The sequence below is a fragment of the Chitinivibrionales bacterium genome (genome assembly GCA_035516255.1).
Lineage (GTDB): Bacteria > Fibrobacterota > Chitinivibrionia > Chitinivibrionales > FEN-1185 > FEN-1185.
Genome location: DATJAL010000044.1, coordinates 16,061 through 31,279, shown reverse-complemented (window position 1 = coordinate 31,279; position 15,219 = coordinate 16,061). Strand labels below are relative to the sequence as shown.

The following is a 15,219-nucleotide window of genomic DNA, read 5'->3' as shown; positions in this document are numbered from 1 at the left end:
GGGGCGTGCCATGAACATTTCGGCACCATTTATCAAGCGGCCGATAGGCACCTCGCTCCTCACCATCGGCGTGGCGTTCGCGGGCCTGGTGGCGCTTCGGGCCCTTCCCGTGGCCCCGCTTCCTAACGTTGATTACCCGACGATCTCGGTGTCCGCGTCGCTTCCGGGCGCCAGTCCTGAGATCATGGCGTCGTCGGTGGCCACGCCGCTCGAGCGGCGGCTGGGAAGCATCGCGGGTGTCAACGAAATGACGTCAACAAGCTACCTTGGCTCCAGCAATGTCACCCTGCAGTTCGATCTCGGCCGCGACATCGACGGCGCGGCACGCGACGTGCAGGCCGCGATCAACGCGGCCCGGGCAGACCTGCCTTCCACGCTGCTGTCCAATCCGAGTTACCGGAAAGTAAACCCCGCGGACGCGCCGATCCTTATTTTGGGTCTCACCTCGCGGGACCTGCTGCCGTCAAAGCTCTACGATGCGGCGTCCACGATCATGGCGCAGAAATTGTCCCAGGTTGATGGGGTGGGCCAGGCCATGGTCGGAGGCGCCTCGCTCCCGGCGGTCCGCGTCGACCTCAACCCCGACGCGCTGGCCGGCTACGGTATCGGGTTTGACCAGGTGCGCGCCGCCATAGCCTCCGCAAATGTCAACCGTCCCAAGGGCAGGCTCCAGGACGACGAGCGGCTGTGGCAGGTGGGCGCCAACGACCAGATCTTCGTTGCAGAGGACTACCGGCCGCTCGTGGTTGCCAACCACAACGGAACGCCGGTAACGCTCGCCGATGTCGCGTCTGTAAAGGACTCGGTGCAGGACCTGCGCAATCTGGGGCTCATCAACGGCAAGCCCGGCATCCCGGTGATTGTGTTCAAGCAGCCCGGCGCCAACATCATCGAGACCATAGACAATGTCAAGAAGGTGCTGCCACAGATCGAGGCCGACATGCCGGGCGGCGTCAAGGTGTCCACCATCATGGACCGCAGCATCACCATCCGCGCGTCGCTCCGCGAGGTGCAGAAGACCCTGCTGTTGTCCGGGATACTGGTGATCCTTGTGGTGTTCGCCTTCCTTGCGAACGTGCGCGCAGCGCTGATCCCCACCATCGCCGTTCCCGTCTCGCTCATCGGGACGTTCGGCGTCATGTACTTGTTGGGCTACAGCATCGACAACCTGTCGCTCATGGCGCTCACCATCGCCACCGGGTTCGTGGTCGACGACGCCATCGTGGTGCTCGAAAACATCAGCCGGCATCGTGAGACCGGCATGCCGCCGCTTCAGGCGGCGCTCGAAGGCGCCCGGGAGGTCGGCTTTACTGTTCTGTCAATGAGCATCTCGCTGGTGGCGGTGTTCATCCCCATCCTTTTGATGGGCGGCATCATGGGCAGGCTGTTTCGGGAATTTTCAATAACGCTGGCGGTTGCGATTCTGGTTTCGATGGTGATTTCGCTTACGGCGACGCCCATGATGTGCGCAACCATCCTCAGGCGGCACCGGGCCGGCGGCGCACGGGGAATCGGCGGGGTTCTAGAGCGGGCCTTTGCTTGGCTCCAAAGGGGCTACGGCCGCTGGCTGCAGGCCGGGCTCCGGCACCGCAGGCTGATGCTCGGCCTCACCGTCCTCACGCTCGTGTGCACCGTGGTGCTGTTCCGCGCCGTGCCGAAGGGTTTTTTCCCGCAGCAGGATACGGGAAGGATCATGGGAAGCGTCCTGGCCGCCCAGGACATCTCGTTCCAGGCCATGAAGGCGAAGATGCAGGCGATCGCGAACATCATCGGGTCCGATTCATCCATCGACAATTTCGTGGCGTTCGCCGGCGGCGGCCAGACCGTGAATTCCGGCAGGATGTTCATCTCGCTCAAGCCGTTTGACAAGAGGAAATACGACGCGGACCAGGTGATCGCGGGGCTTCGCAAGCGGCTCGGCGCCGTGGCGGGCGCGCAGACGTTCCTGCAATCGGCGCAAGATTTGCGCGTGGGCGGCAGGATGAGCGGAGGCCAGTACCAGTTCACCCTCACCGGCGACAACTTGTCCCTGCTTAACGACTGGGCGCCCCGCATCGAGCGGATGCTCCGCTCGCTTCCGGAAATCGTGGACATCTCGAGCGACGAGCAGAACAGGGGACTGTCCACCACGCTCACCATAGACAGGTCAACCGCGTCCAGACTTGGCATACGGCCCGCGCAGGTCGACCAGACCCTGTACGACGCGTTCGGACAGCGGCCGGTGTCGGTGCTGTATACGCTGCTCAACCAATATCGCGTCATCATGGAAGTGGAGCCGCAATTCTGGGAGAGGCCGGACGCGCTGCGGTCGATCTTCGTGCAGAGCTCCACCGGCACCATGGTCCCATTCAGCGCTTTCTCCAAATACACCGTTTCGCCCACGCTGCTGTCCGTGGCCCATCACGGACAGTTTCCGGCGGTGACACTGTCGTTCAACCTGCCCGAAAAATCGTCGCTCGGCGGTGGGATACAGGCAATCAAGACCGCAATGCAGAAAAACGTGATTCCCGAGGGAATCCGCACCGGGTTCGCGGGCACCGCGCAGGTGTTCCAGTCCTCCCTGGCAAACGAGCCCTTTCTTATTCTCATTGCGCTTCTGGCCGTGTACATCGTGCTCGGTGTTCTTTACGAAAGCTACCTCCATCCGCTTACCATTCTGTCAACGCTGCCGTCGGCCGGCGTGGGGGCGTTCGTCGCCATGCTCATCACCGGCACGCAATTCACGGCCATCAGCCTTATCGGCATCCTGCTTCTTATCGGGCTGGTGAAGAAGAACGGCATATTAATGGTCGATTTTGCGATTCAGGCCCAACGCAGGGACGGCAAAAGCCCCGTGGAGGCAATTTACCAGGCGAGCTGCCTGCGGTTTCGCCCCATCATGATGACGACCATGGCGGCGCTCCTCGCCGCCGTTCCGCTGGCATTCGGCCACGGCTCCGGCTACGAATTGCGCCAGCCGCTCGGCATCGCCATCATAGGCGGGCTCATTTTTTCACAGGCGCTCACGCTGTTCACCACGCCGGTTATCTATCTGTATCTTGACGGATTAAAACAGCGCATGGCCGGCCGGCGGTCTGCGCGCAGGAACGGTGTTCCGTCGGCCGCGCACTGACAAACGCATATTTTTTGAAGGGAAGACGTTTCAACTATGAAAAACCATCTCTCGATCTTCGCGTCGGACCGTTTCGCATGGGAAAAGGCGCGGATCCTGCTCGCGGCCGCGATCCTTTCCGTCAATTGCGCCGGGCCGCGGTACACCAGGCCTCCGGTGACGACGCCCGATTCCTTCCGTGAAGCCGCGGTCCCCGGCGCGGGCTGGAAAAAGGCGGAACCGGCGGACACGGTGTTCAAGGGCGCCTGGTGGGAACTCTACGGCGATTCGTTGCTCGACTCGTTCGAATCACGCCTCGCGGTTTCCAACCAGAGCATTGCCGCCGCTGCCGCGCAATACCGGCAGGCACGCGCGCTGGTGAGGTCGGCGGCGTCCGGTTATTTCCCCGTGATCGGCGGCCAGGCCTCGTATCTCAAACAGCAGGTGCAGCCGGGCAGCCGCCAGGATTCGGGCTTGACTCTTGAGGGCACCGTGTCGTGGGAGCCCGACATCTGGGGCAAGGTTACAAAATCGGTGCAGGCGAGCCGCGCGAGCGCGCAGGCAACCGCGGCCCAGCTTGCCGCAGTGGTTCTAAGCCTGCGCGCGCAGCTGGCACAGGATTACTTTGCACTTCGCATCCTGGACGTTCAAAAACATCTTCTCGACTCAACGGTGGCCGATTATCGGAGCTTTCTCGACCTTACCAATATCCGAGCGGGAGGAGGGATCGCCTCGTCGGCGGACGTCGCGCTTGCAAAAACCCAGCTGGCCACGGCGCAGGCGCAGGCCATAGACCTGGGCGTTCAGCGGGGACTGCTCGAGCATGCCGTTGCAACGCTCCTGGGCATTCCCGCATCGCAATTTTCGATTGCGCCGGACGCCGAGTTCGTCGGCCGCGTGCCGCTCGTCCCCCTCGACGTCCCGTCGGCGCTCCTCGAACGGAGGCCCGACATCGCGGCTGCGGAGCGGGAGGTCGCGGCGGCGAACGCCCAGATCGGCGTGGCCCGCACCGCCTGGTTCCCGAGCATCACCCTGAGCGGAGACGCAGGGAACTTCTGGCCGAGCCTGTCCAGCGGGCCCGGCCTTTTATGGTCGCTCGGCGGCGTGCTTACCCAGACGATTTTCAACGGCGGACAGCGGCTTGCGCAGGTGCAGAGCGCGCGCGCCGCCTACGAGGCAACAGTCGCAAATTATCGCGGGACGGTTCTTTCAGCCTTCGAGGAAGTGGAAGATTATCTTTCGTCGCTTCGCATTCTTCAGGACGAAGCCGGCGCCCAGGACACCGCGGTTTCGGCGTCCCGGCTTTCGGTGGAGCTCACCCTCAGCAGGTACAAGGCCGGCATCGCAAGTTCCATAGACGTGATCAACACGTCGACCATTTACTTGTCGAACAGGAAAACGGCCATCGGGATCCTCGGTAACAGGCTTGGGGCAAGCGTCCTCCTTATCAAGGCTCTCGGGGGGGGCTGGAACGCAAAGACGCATCAGGCCGGACCGGACAAACCGGTTCGCTGACCGCAGCAGGCGTTCCATCCCGATTGGGCCATGGCCGCGCCATGGGTGAAGAATATGCATTCTTACTGCAAATGATCTCAAGTTGACCATATGGTGAAATGTGTTTGGAAAGGAATTACAAGTGTGATCCTTTCGATTGAAAGTGCGCCTCACCTGAAAATTCCGCTGTGCTTGACAGCCATGCTTCATCCTAACATAAAAAAGCTGTTGCCCGTTTTGCCTCGACATTACTTTTCTAACATCTCTATTTGCTTGTAAACAGATTTCCCGCCTGATCTTCAACTATCCATTATAATCAACTAAATTATACCAGAGAAGGTGTAAACAAATTGTTTACATTCTTTATAAGATGATGTGGATTTCAAAAGGATTTGGCATTATAATTTACTAGGGTGGAAGTGGTCTGTATTCAGGATCACGATTGTTGTCGATCAATCTTATTTGTCAATGCGATGATGCATGAACTCTATTTTCGAATACATCGACTATCGCCGGTACCTCAAGGATTTTTATAACGAGGCGAAGAAAACCAAAAAGTACTTCTCCTACCGGTTCTTCGCCCTCCGTGCAGGTGTCCATGCGCCGATCCTTCTGAAGATGGTCATCGACGGCAAACGGAACCTCAGCCGCAAGACGATCGAAAAATTCATCAAGGGCCTCGGCATCAAGGAAAAGGAAGCGGTGTTCTTCCGCAACCTCGTGCTGTTCAACCAGGCCTCATCGGCGCTCGAAAAACAGGAACATTACCGCGTGCTTCGCTCCATGGCCGAGCAGGTACCCCAGCACCTGATGGAAGACGACCACTTCGAATATTTCGACCGATGGTATTACAGCGCTCTGCGCGAAGGCGTGTGCCAGCACGATTACAAGGACGACTGGGCGAAGGTGGCGCGCTGTGTGCATCCGGAGATCACGGCCGACGAAGCAAAACGGGCCGTGGAATGGCTCGTCGGTCACGGACTCGTCCGGAAGTTCAGGAACGGTCGCTACGAACAGACCCACAAGGCCATCACCACGCGTTCTGAAGTCAAATCCATGGTGGTCCGTAATTTCAACCGGACCATGCTGCGGCTTGCCGAACGGTCGCTCGACAATATTCCTTTGCACGAGCGACATGCCTCGGGGGTCACGGTGGGGCTCACCAAAGAAGCGTATACGATGATCGAGGCGGAAATCGAGGCTTTTCGCGACCGGGTCGTGAAGATCGTTGATTCTCTTGACTCAAGCGACCGGGTGTACCAGATCAACATCCAGATGTTTCCGCTCATGTTTTCTCCCGGTTCCAATGATACAATAGAGGAACAATCATGAGCGGTCTATTTCCTGGAAGAATTGCCTGTCTCCTGCTCGCGTGCTGCGCGTTTTTGTTCGTTGGGTGCGGAAGCGCGCCGACCATGGCTGCGGGATCGAGCGTGAGCGGAAATGCCAAGGTGGCGGGCGTGGTCCTTGACGCCGGCGGCAATGCTGCCTCGAATGTTTCGGTGCAATTGCGAACCGTTGCCGTAACGGGCAAGGGGGACAGCAGCAGGGTTTTAAAAGCCGTTCGAACAGGATCGGACGGCTCCTACAGCTTCGACAGCGTCAAGGCCGGCAAATACGCGGTCTTCTGCAGGGATTCGGCCGCAGGCAGCTCTGCGATTCAGCAGAAAATCCTCCTTGTCAACGATTCCTCATCCGCCGTTGCCGACCTGGCCTTGACTCCCGACGTGGTGGTACGGGGGCGGATCGTTGCCGCAAATGCCGCTGATCAGAAATCCTTAATCGTTGCCGTTCCGGGCATGGGCCGGACGTTTATCCCCGATACCATCGGTAACTACACGCTGACCAGCGTTCCGCGCACCGCAATCGATGTCGCGTTTATCCATGGGTCAACGGTGGACTTTCTCACGCTCCCGCCGTTGACCGGCGCAGGCGATACATCGTACATCAACGATGTGCAGTTTGCACAGACAACGGCGGGAACGCAGGGGGTCGATTCCTTTTATGAAGGTTCCCTGAGCGGTTCGTTTACCGTCGTTCCCGTGGAAAAGCAGGACAACGCTTTGCTCTTCGAGGATTTCGAGAATCCGCTGTCCGGTGGCGTGACCCACAACGAAATTTACACATTGATTCCGGCGCCCGGAGGCACGGGAGACGGGCGGTGGGTCGTGCGTCCGAACGCCGACGGAAATACCGTGACGCCCGCCGTGTTTCCAACGGGGTTCGACAGCTGCATGGTGACCGCCGGCGCGTTCCGCGGCAAAAGCCTCCGGATCTTCATCACCCTGCAAAACGCGGGCAGTCCGCCCACGGGCGGCATCGGGGTTGACATATGCGTCCCGGAAGTTTACTATGATCTCTCTAAAATGACCGAATTCAGCTTTTACGCAAAAGGCTCGGGCCGGCTCCGGGTGGTGTTCCATACCGACACGGTGGGATCCGGGTCCGGAGAAGGTGAGTTCATCTACGAATTTACAATACCGACCGAGTGGCAGCGGATTTCCATGAAATCCGCAGACCTTGCGGCCAGGCCCGGGTCCCAGACCGCCGCACGCGGCGTCACGTGGCAGGGCGCGTCGCGCGGCGTAACGTCGATTTCGTTCTTTGCCTTGACAAACGACACATTGTACATGGACGACATGTATATGTTCGGCATCGCCGCCTCCGATATCGTGGTGACGTCGCCGGGGAACACCATGCCGTGAAACCGTTTTTGCATCGCTCCTCAAACAATGTCGGTTTTTTTGCGCGCACTGTAAACATAATATCTAAATTATTGTTATATGTAAGTATAACTAAATGATATATATAGAAATATTGTAAACAATATGTATACGATTGTTTTTCTCCGCTATGGATTTCAAGCAGAAATGGTGGTACATTATTATATGCAGGATGATGGTTCGAATGATGGGGGAACTTTTACACGAGGGAGACGGTAATGGGAGCAATAAAGGCCAGAATGATTGAACAGGCAATGTCGCAGTACAACGACATCCGTCCCACGGCGCTGCGATATTCGTTTTCCGATTGCTTTACCGTGTCCGGCGATAAAATCATGTTTTGGTTCAATACGGGTGATAATTCGACGCATATGCTCGTGGAATATACGAATCAAGAGCAGAAAACGGTAATTGCGGAATAAGGCGCGGCGAACGGTTGCCGCAATTCATGGAAAACAATGTGGGAGAAATAAGATGAACTCAAAAAATCGTTCGGACGTTTTTTGCATGATGATGGTCGGCATGTTCTTCCTTTCGCACGCCCAGTCAATTTCCATTACGGGAACAGTCAAAGACGCAGGCGGAATGGGAATCCATGGCGCCTCGGTACGTCTTGCAAATGCAGGTTTCAACGCGACGACGGACTCAGCCGGCGCCTACAATATTGTTTCAACGGCCAATCGTTTTGCCCTGCTTGAAAGGGCCATCTCGACCGCGCCTATAATCCGAGGCCAATCACTTTTGTTTGCCCTTGCAGCCACTCAGATTGTGCATATACGAATGTACGATCTAAAAGGCAGGCTGGCCGCCGATCTCGTCAACACAGCGCTTACGCCCGGCGAATACCGGCTGGGGCTGGGCGGAGCATGCCTTGCTTCGGAAGTATTCTTGGTGAAGGCGGAAGTGGGCCCCAGAGTTACCGTATGCAAATTTACCCGCGTGAACAGAGGCATGACATCGGGCGGCCTTGTCCGCGTCCGCGACTTCAGCACGCTTGCAGCCGCAAAGCGTGCGGCCACTGTGGATACTTTGATTGTGACCGCATCCGGATACAAGGGAGCGCAGACTTCAATAGATTCATATTCGGGGATATATGATTTTGTCCTTCAAAAAGCCGCATTCGACATCGTATACCCCGGTTTCAATTCCCGCGTGTTCAAGTCGCCGGGCGGTTCGATAATTTTCGAATGGAATCCAATGGCCGGCGCCACAGGGTATGCGGTGAACGTGGACGGAAACATCGTGGCGGACAGTGTTCCCGCCGGGGTCACATTTGCTGAAGTTGCGATTACGGCTTTTGCCGGGACAACAGCGTTCGCAACGCATTCATGGAGCGTTGTCGCAAGGACCGCCGCTGGCGACCAGGTGTCGAGCACCTGCAGCTTTACCGTTGCCGAGGCGGTCGACGGCACCACCGGAGCGCCGCTCGGCGGCATGGGAGCGGGAGCGGTGAAATTCTGTCCGTGGAACGGCCAGTTCGCTTTTCAGGCGAAAACACCCGCCGGCCAGGAGGATTACGTGCAGCAGCCGAACTGGCAGTTCTCACTGTACACCAAGCGAGGGACGACCATCTTGACGAACGCAAAATTGTCTGCTGCCAAGCGGACTTGGAACGCCGCCAACCGATACGACGACGACGCGATTTTCCCGGTGGAATATGCGAATTTCGGCGCGACGAACAACGTGTCGGTGACGCTCACCGCGTTCGCGCCGTACAATCCTGCGGACCAGACGAAAATGACATGGCCGGTCGCGTTCTACCACTTGACTTTGCGCAATCTGGGCAGCAGCGCGGCGGATGCGGCCTGCGCGTTCCAGATTTCCACCGACCAGACGCCAGCCGTTATTTCAGGAAAAGGCTTTGCCGCGGAGGGCGGGGCGCCGTCCAAGGCGCTTTTTGTCCAAAGCAGCGATCCTGCGGCTGTCGTGAGCGTTGGAAACGACGCCGGTTTTCTCGCCTCCGGCGCACTCAACAACGCGTTGTCCGGCACGGCCAACATGGTTGCGGCAAAAGTTACGCTCGGCCCGGGCGAGAAAAAGGACATCGAGTTCGTCCTTTCGTGGTGCAAGTCCGATGATCCGGCCGGGTATTATTATTCGAACATCGGGACCAGTGCGCAATTCTTTGCCCAGGCAGGTCTTGACGATTTCAGCGATTTTGAATCGCGCGCCGTGCAATTCGTTGAGCGCTTCCGCGGGTCCAACGTTCCCGACTGGATCGTGAACACCACGCTCGACCAGACAACGTGGTCAAACAGCAGCATCTATACGAAAGACGGCCGTTACAGCGAATGGGAAGGCGTCTACACGTGGTTCGGCCAGATGGACCAGGGGTGGCACGCGTTCGGTTCCGAAATATGGCGCATCAACGGCCCTATGTTTTCCTGGCCCAACGCTTCACAGATGGAATACTGGGCGCGCACCGAGATGGTGGGCGGCGATGACGACGGCCAGATCTCACACGATTTCATCCCCGGCGCCGGTCAGGTGACCGATCACAAAACCTGCCTGTGGGACGCGCCCGGCTACCACGGATGGGGCGGCCCCAACTGGGCCGACCTCGATTGCGGGTTCCTGTTCGGCATGTACGAATCCTTCGTCGCGACCGGCGACAAGGCGCGTATGGACGCCCTCTGGCCGTATTTCAAGCGGACCGCGCAGCGTCTTTACAAAATGGCATCGAGCCTTAACGCGAATACAACATATCCCTTCACGTTCCAGGGCACCGGGGCAACCTACGACAAGGGCCCGCAGGACCACGATCTTTACAATTCCGGACTGGCCCTTACGGTATTCGAAATCGTTGCGGAAATGGCCGGAATTTACGGCGACACTGCATTGCAGAACAGCTTTGCAAAAGCATACACCGCCGGCGTTGCCTCCTTCAGGGCGCGGTATCTGGCGAATCCGTCTGCCTCCATGACCGCAAACCAGGAGACGCCGTTTGCCGGGCTGTGGATGTCGCTGTATTTTCACAAAGACCAGATGTTCGGCGACGATGAGATCAACAACACGTTCAGCTATCTATTGAACAATTTCTGGCAGCCGCTTAGTCTGGGGATGGCGGCTGCGGGTTCGGACGGCGAAAATGAGGGTTGGGTTCCCTATATTCTCGGACATCTGGGCGGCGCATGCCTCACCACAAACAGGGTGGCTGAGTGGAGGGCAATCCAGAGGGATTTCTACAACCGGTATTTCGAAAACCGCAACAGGGTTTTCGACGGCGGGATTTATCTGGTTTACAACGGGCCCGGCGACAATTTCGCCTCAACCGACTGGAGCGGGCACAGTTTTTACGTAAGCATGCCGGTGGTATGGCGCAATTATTACTCTCTTATCGGTTTCTGGTTTAACGCGTACACCGATGAATTGTACGTCGAGCCGAAACTTCCGTCCACCACCGACAAGTGGGGCTCCTCCATGAACCACGAACTCGACAACGCGCTGTTTTGCGTTCCGGGGTCCTACGGCACCATTTCCTACAAAGAAAGCGGGAGCACGAACCAGAACCAGAACATCACCGTACGTTTTGACAAACCGCAGAAAGTCTCGTCGCTGTACATTTCGGACAGGTTCCTGCCCGCCACCACCGTTGCCGTGACGGTTAACGGGGCGACCGAGCCGTTCTCGCGCATCGGAAGCGGTACGTTCGATCGCAGGATCAAAATAAACTGGAGCGGAACCGTGGATTCGAGCGGCGTCCAGGTCGGCGCCGTCGACCAGGGCTTCAACGATTCCACGCCGCCCCTTGCGTTCGGCCTGGTTATGCCTGCAAACGGTCAAACCGTCCAGAGTACCAAACCGGTACTCGTATGGAACAAAAGCTCGGACCCGCAATCGGGAATCCAGCGGTACGACGTCTACGTCAACAACAGTAAAATCGCCTCGACAACCGACACAGCGTATGCCTTCACCGCCATTTCCCCGGGATCGTACCAATGGTACATAACCGCGGTCAACTGGGTCAATCTGACCACTTCATCGGCGAAATGGACATTTACCTATTCAGACACGATTCCGCCGTCGCCGTTCTCCCTTGTCAGCCCGTCGGATAATTCGGCAGTCGCTGGACCGGCCGTTAATTTTTACTGGCAAACCGCCTCTGACAATGGAACCGGCATGGATCATTACGAACTGGCTCTTGACGGAAACGTAGTGGCGGATGTAAACGCCGATTCCGGCACCGCCTCATACGGAAATCTGGCCCTGGGCAAAACCGCCTTCGCTTCTTCGACCAACCAGGGCAATGGTGCGGCAAACGCGGTTGACGGCAGTCTGTCGACGCGCTGGGAAAGCTCGTGGGCCGACAGCCAGTGGCTGTGCGTCGATCTGGGGGCGCCCGCCCGTATCGATTCGGTGACGCTTGTATGGGAAGCGGCCTATGCTTCGTCCTACGAGCTGGACGTTTCGAACGACACCTCGAACTGGACGGGAAAATCGGTGTATCAAACGACCGCGGGAAAAGGCGGCACCGAAACAATCCGCGGCCTCAACGCGATGGGAAGATATATCCGAATTTTTTGCGTCAAACGCGCTACGGCGTGGGGAAGTTCTTTGTATGAATTCCAGGCGTACGGACTTCCTCTTGCGACCTATACCGTCGGCACGGTTTCGGCCGGGACGCACACCTGGAACGTTACGGCGGTCGACAAGGCCGGAAACAAGAGGAGTGCGGCCAAGGCTTTTACTGTGTCCGTGCAATAACCATGAAATAGTGTCGCTCAGGGGAATTGAATGCCTCGGCATTGGATAGCATGACAAAATGTGGTGAGTAATTTTCCTGTGAAAACTATCATTTGTTAATGTGCAATTTTGGTCTAAAGTCGGAAGCTCTATTTGATTGAGTTATGGCACAAGGTGTATTGTTCCTTATTATCATTCATGGGCTTGTTTTTCAAGCCGGTCATACGGGTGGTCTTTTAAAGAAAAAATTGGAATGAAATCAAGGTGAGGCAGCGAACCAATGTTTAAAAAATAACCTGCCTTACCTCTCCGATCTTCCCGCACTCAATCAACTCAATCCCGTTCTTCGCATCCGTCCAGTCGGCCTTTTTATGCGGCTTCGGCACCACGCAGCGGGAAAACCCCATGCGCGAGAGTTCCCGGAGCCGAAGCGGCATGTTGTTGACGGGCCGTATTTCACCGCCGAGGCCGAGCTCGCCGACAAACGCGAGCTCCTTGGCGAGCGGTTTGTTGTTGAATGAGGAGATGATCGAGGCGGCGACGCCGAGGTCCACGGCCGGCTCGGCCACCGTGAGCCCGCCCGCGATGTTGAAAAAAATGTCGTATTCGCCGAGCGCGAAGCCGCCGAAGCGCTCCAGAACGGCGAGCAGCAGTGAAAGTTTTTTCGGATTGATGCCCGATGCCACGCGCTGGGGCAGGCCGAAATGCGACTTGTTGACAAGCGACTGCACCTCGACGATGAGCACCCTGGTACCCTCGAGCACCGGCACTACGGCGGTGCCCACCTGGGGGTTGGCGCGGTTGAGCAGAAAGAACTCCGACGGGTTGGTTATCTCCTTGAGCCCGCGGTCGCTCATGGAGAAAATGGCGATCTCGCCGCTGGGGCCGTAGCGGTTCTTCACGGCCCGCACGATGCGGTACTGGTAATGCGAATCGCCCTCGAAATACAGCACGGTGTCGACCATGTGCTCGAGCACGCGCGGGCCCGCGATGGAGCCGTCCTTGGTGACATGGCCGATGAGCACGACCGCGGTCGCGTGCTGCTTTGCAAAACGGAGCAGCATGGACGCGCACTCGCGCACCTGCGACACGCTGCCCGGCGCGCTTTCGAGCAGGTCGGAGAACATGGTCTGGATCGAGTCGATCACCACGATGGAAGGCCTCGCCTCTTCCAGTTTCTCCATGATGGCTTCGATGCACGTTTCGGTGAGCATCTGCAGAGGCGCGTCGGCAACGCCGAGGCGTCCGGCGCGCAGAAAAATCTGCTCGGAGGATTCCTCGCCGGAAATGTAAAGCGCCTTTTTGCCCTGTTTCGCCCACGAGGCGAGCAGTTGCAGCAGCAGCGTTGATTTGCCGATGCCGGGATCGCCGCCGAGCAGGATGAGCGCGCCGGGTATGAGGCCGCCGCCCAGCACGCGGTCTATTTCGGGGAACGCGCCCCGGATGCGGGTCGATTCGTCGGCCTTGCAATTTGAGAATTCAACGATCGGGGCGCGCTCGCCGGCCGCCGGCCGTGACGACGGCGTCGCCTTGATCCCCCGCATCTCGGTGATGGTGTCCCATGCGCCGCAGTTGGTGCAGCGGCCGAGCCATTTGGCAAAGTCCTGGCCGCAGTTGCTGCACACGAAGACGGTTGAGGGTTTTTTGTTCATGGTTGGGAAGAGCACTGGGACACGGAGGCACGGAGAAAAATAAGATAGAGTTGGAAGTTGAATGTTGAGAGTTGAAAGTATCGAAAAGAACAAAGCACTTTTAACTTCCAACTTTAAACTGTTAATTATCTCTGTGCTCTCTGTGTCTCCGTGGCAGTTTTTATTCTTGCGATTTCGGAATCGCCGCGATCTCCACACGGTCGCCGCCGCGCTGGCGGGCGAGGCTGAGTGCCTGTCCCGCGGTGTGGGTGAGCACCTCCGCCGAAGCCGTGGTCTCTCCGCACAGGGCGACCCCCACGCTCAGCACCGGGTGGACGTTCTCGCCGACCGGCGTTCTCACCGAGATCTCCATAATGCGTTTCCTGATGTGCTCAACGGTCTTGTCAAGGACCGCCGGGTCGGTCTTGGTGAGGATGAGGGCGAACTCGTCGCTCGAAAAGCGGCCCGCGCTGTCGGTGCCGCGGATGCTGAGCCCGATTTTCCTGCCCACTTCGCGTATTATGGTGCCGCAGAATTCCTGGCCATATTTGTCGCCGATCTCCCTGAGCCGGTCGAGGCCGAACAGGGCGAGCGCCATGGGTTCGCGGTCGCCGATCGAGCGCTCGATCTCGTCCTTGAGCACCGCCGAGAACTGCTCGAACCCCATGAGGCCGGTGAGCGCGTCGCGCGCGGCGGCGTCGAAGCTCTTGTCACGCCGCAAACGACGGTCGAGCGTGACGCGCTGTTTTATCTCGTCGATGTCCACCGTTTTCTGGAGCGCCGATTCCTCCTCGTCCTTGGAGCCGACGGCGTACTGCAGCTTGCGCTGTCCGCGGATGAACTGCTGGATGTACGGGTTGCGCGACGCGCGGATTTCCGCCGGCGTGCCGAAGAAGATGATTCTCCCTTCGTAAATCATGGCCATCTTGTCGGCGATCTTGTACGCCGAGGCGATGTCGTGCGACACCACCACCGAGGTCATCTTGAGCTTGTTGCGCAGGGACAGGATGAGGTCGTTGATCTTGTCGGTCATGATGGGATCGAGCGCGCTCGTGGGCTCGTCGTAGAGCATGATCTCGGGCTTCATGACGAGCGCGCGCGCGAGGCCCACGCGGCTCTTCATGCCGCCCGACAGCTCGGAGGGCATCTTGTACTGGAAGCTCTGCTGAAGCCCCACCATTTCGAGCGCTTCGGCCACGATGCCGCTGATCTTCTCCTCCGTAAACGAGGTGTGCTCGCGCAGGGGGAACGCGATGTTCTCGCCCACGCTCTTGGAGTCGAACAGGGCGGCGCCCTGGAACAGCATGCCGAGGCGGTTGCGCACCTTGTCGAAATCGGAAGGCCTTTTGGTGGGGGAGGATATTTCTTCCCCGTCAAGAAGAATGCGGCCGCCGTCCGGGATCATGAGGCCGATGATGTGCTTGAGGATCACGCTCTTGCCGCCGCCGCTCTGGCCGATGATGCACACCACCTCGCCGACGTTGATTTCGAGGTTGACGTCGTCGAGCACGAGCTGGTTGCCAAAGCGTTTCTTGAGGTGTTCTATCTTGAGCATGGATTTTTTTGCCTGATCGTTTGCGCCCCACCTCATCACCCC

8 protein-coding genes are annotated in these 15,219 nt (G+C 58.3%); 6 read left to right on the top strand and 2 right to left on the bottom strand.

Annotated elements, in window-relative coordinates; genetic code table 11:
- Positions 1 to 10: 10 nt before the first annotated feature.
- From VLX68_12255 to VLX68_12230, 6 genes are all read left to right on the top strand, one after another.
- The gene (locus VLX68_12255; GenBank protein HUI93012.1) at positions 11 to 3,112 is read left to right on the top strand and encodes an efflux RND transporter permease subunit; all 3,102 of its coding nucleotides are present in this window, start codon (positions 11 to 13) and stop codon (positions 3,110 to 3,112) included.
- A 36-nt stretch (positions 3,113 to 3,148) separates the two neighbouring features.
- Positions 3,149 to 4,606 carry an efflux transporter outer membrane subunit gene (locus VLX68_12250; GenBank protein HUI93011.1) on the top strand — a complete coding sequence of 486 codons (1,458 nt, stop codon included), beginning with the start codon at positions 3,149 to 3,151 and terminating at the stop codon, positions 4,604 to 4,606.
- A gap of 459 nt (positions 4,607 to 5,065) precedes the next feature.
- Positions 5,066 to 5,917 (top strand): TIGR02147 family protein, encoded by an 852-nt coding sequence (locus VLX68_12245; protein ID HUI93010.1) that lies wholly within the window; start codon positions 5,066 to 5,068, stop codon positions 5,915 to 5,917.
- Positions 5,914 to 7,290 carry a carboxypeptidase-like regulatory domain-containing protein gene (locus VLX68_12240; protein HUI93009.1) on the top strand — a complete coding sequence of 459 codons (1,377 nt, stop codon included), beginning with the start codon at positions 5,914 to 5,916 and terminating at the stop codon, positions 7,288 to 7,290. Before VLX68_12245 ends, VLX68_12240 begins: the two co-directional genes overlap by 4 nt.
- A 236-nt stretch (positions 7,291 to 7,526) precedes the next feature.
- Entirely contained in the window at positions 7,527 to 7,730 is a 204-nt protein-coding gene (locus VLX68_12235; GenBank protein HUI93008.1) for a hypothetical protein, read from the top strand.
- A 52-nt stretch (positions 7,731 to 7,782) separates the two neighbouring features.
- Complete coding sequence (locus tag VLX68_12230) at positions 7,783 to 12,012, top strand: discoidin domain-containing protein (GenBank protein HUI93007.1); 4,230 nt, start codon at positions 7,783 to 7,785, stop codon at positions 12,010 to 12,012.
- A 263-nt stretch (positions 12,013 to 12,275) separates the two neighbouring features.
- Here VLX68_12230 and radA read toward each other — a convergent pair whose 3' ends face one another.
- Positions 12,276 to 13,643 carry a DNA repair protein RadA gene (gene radA / locus VLX68_12225; protein HUI93006.1) on the bottom strand — a complete coding sequence of 456 codons (1,368 nt, stop codon included), beginning with the start codon at positions 13,641 to 13,643 and terminating at the stop codon, positions 12,276 to 12,278.
- 160 nt (positions 13,644 to 13,803) lie between these two features.
- Entirely contained in the window at positions 13,804 to 15,213 is a 1,410-nt protein-coding gene (locus tag VLX68_12220) for an ATP-binding cassette domain-containing protein (protein HUI93005.1), read from the bottom strand.
- Positions 15,214 to 15,219 lie beyond the last annotated feature (6 nt).

Coding starts and splice junctions, on each gene's coding strand:
- VLX68_12255 (HUI93012.1), top strand. CDS start 11: ATGAACATTTCGGCACCATTTATCAAGCGGCCGATAGGCACCTCGCTC.
- VLX68_12250 (HUI93011.1), top strand. CDS start 3,149: ATGAAAAACCATCTCTCGATCTTCGCGTCGGACCGTTTCGCATGGGAA.
- VLX68_12245 (HUI93010.1), top strand. CDS start 5,066: ATGAACTCTATTTTCGAATACATCGACTATCGCCGGTACCTCAAGGAT.
- VLX68_12240 (HUI93009.1), top strand. CDS start 5,914: ATGAGCGGTCTATTTCCTGGAAGAATTGCCTGTCTCCTGCTCGCGTGC.
- VLX68_12235 (HUI93008.1), top strand. CDS start 7,527: ATGGGAGCAATAAAGGCCAGAATGATTGAACAGGCAATGTCGCAGTAC.
- VLX68_12230 (HUI93007.1), top strand. CDS start 7,783: ATGAACTCAAAAAATCGTTCGGACGTTTTTTGCATGATGATGGTCGGC.
- radA (HUI93006.1), bottom strand. CDS start 13,643: ATGAACAAAAAACCCTCAACCGTCTTCGTGTGCAGCAACTGCGGCCAG.
- VLX68_12220 (HUI93005.1), bottom strand. CDS start 15,213: ATGAGGTGGGGCGCAAACGATCAGGCAAAAAAATCCATGCTCAAGATA.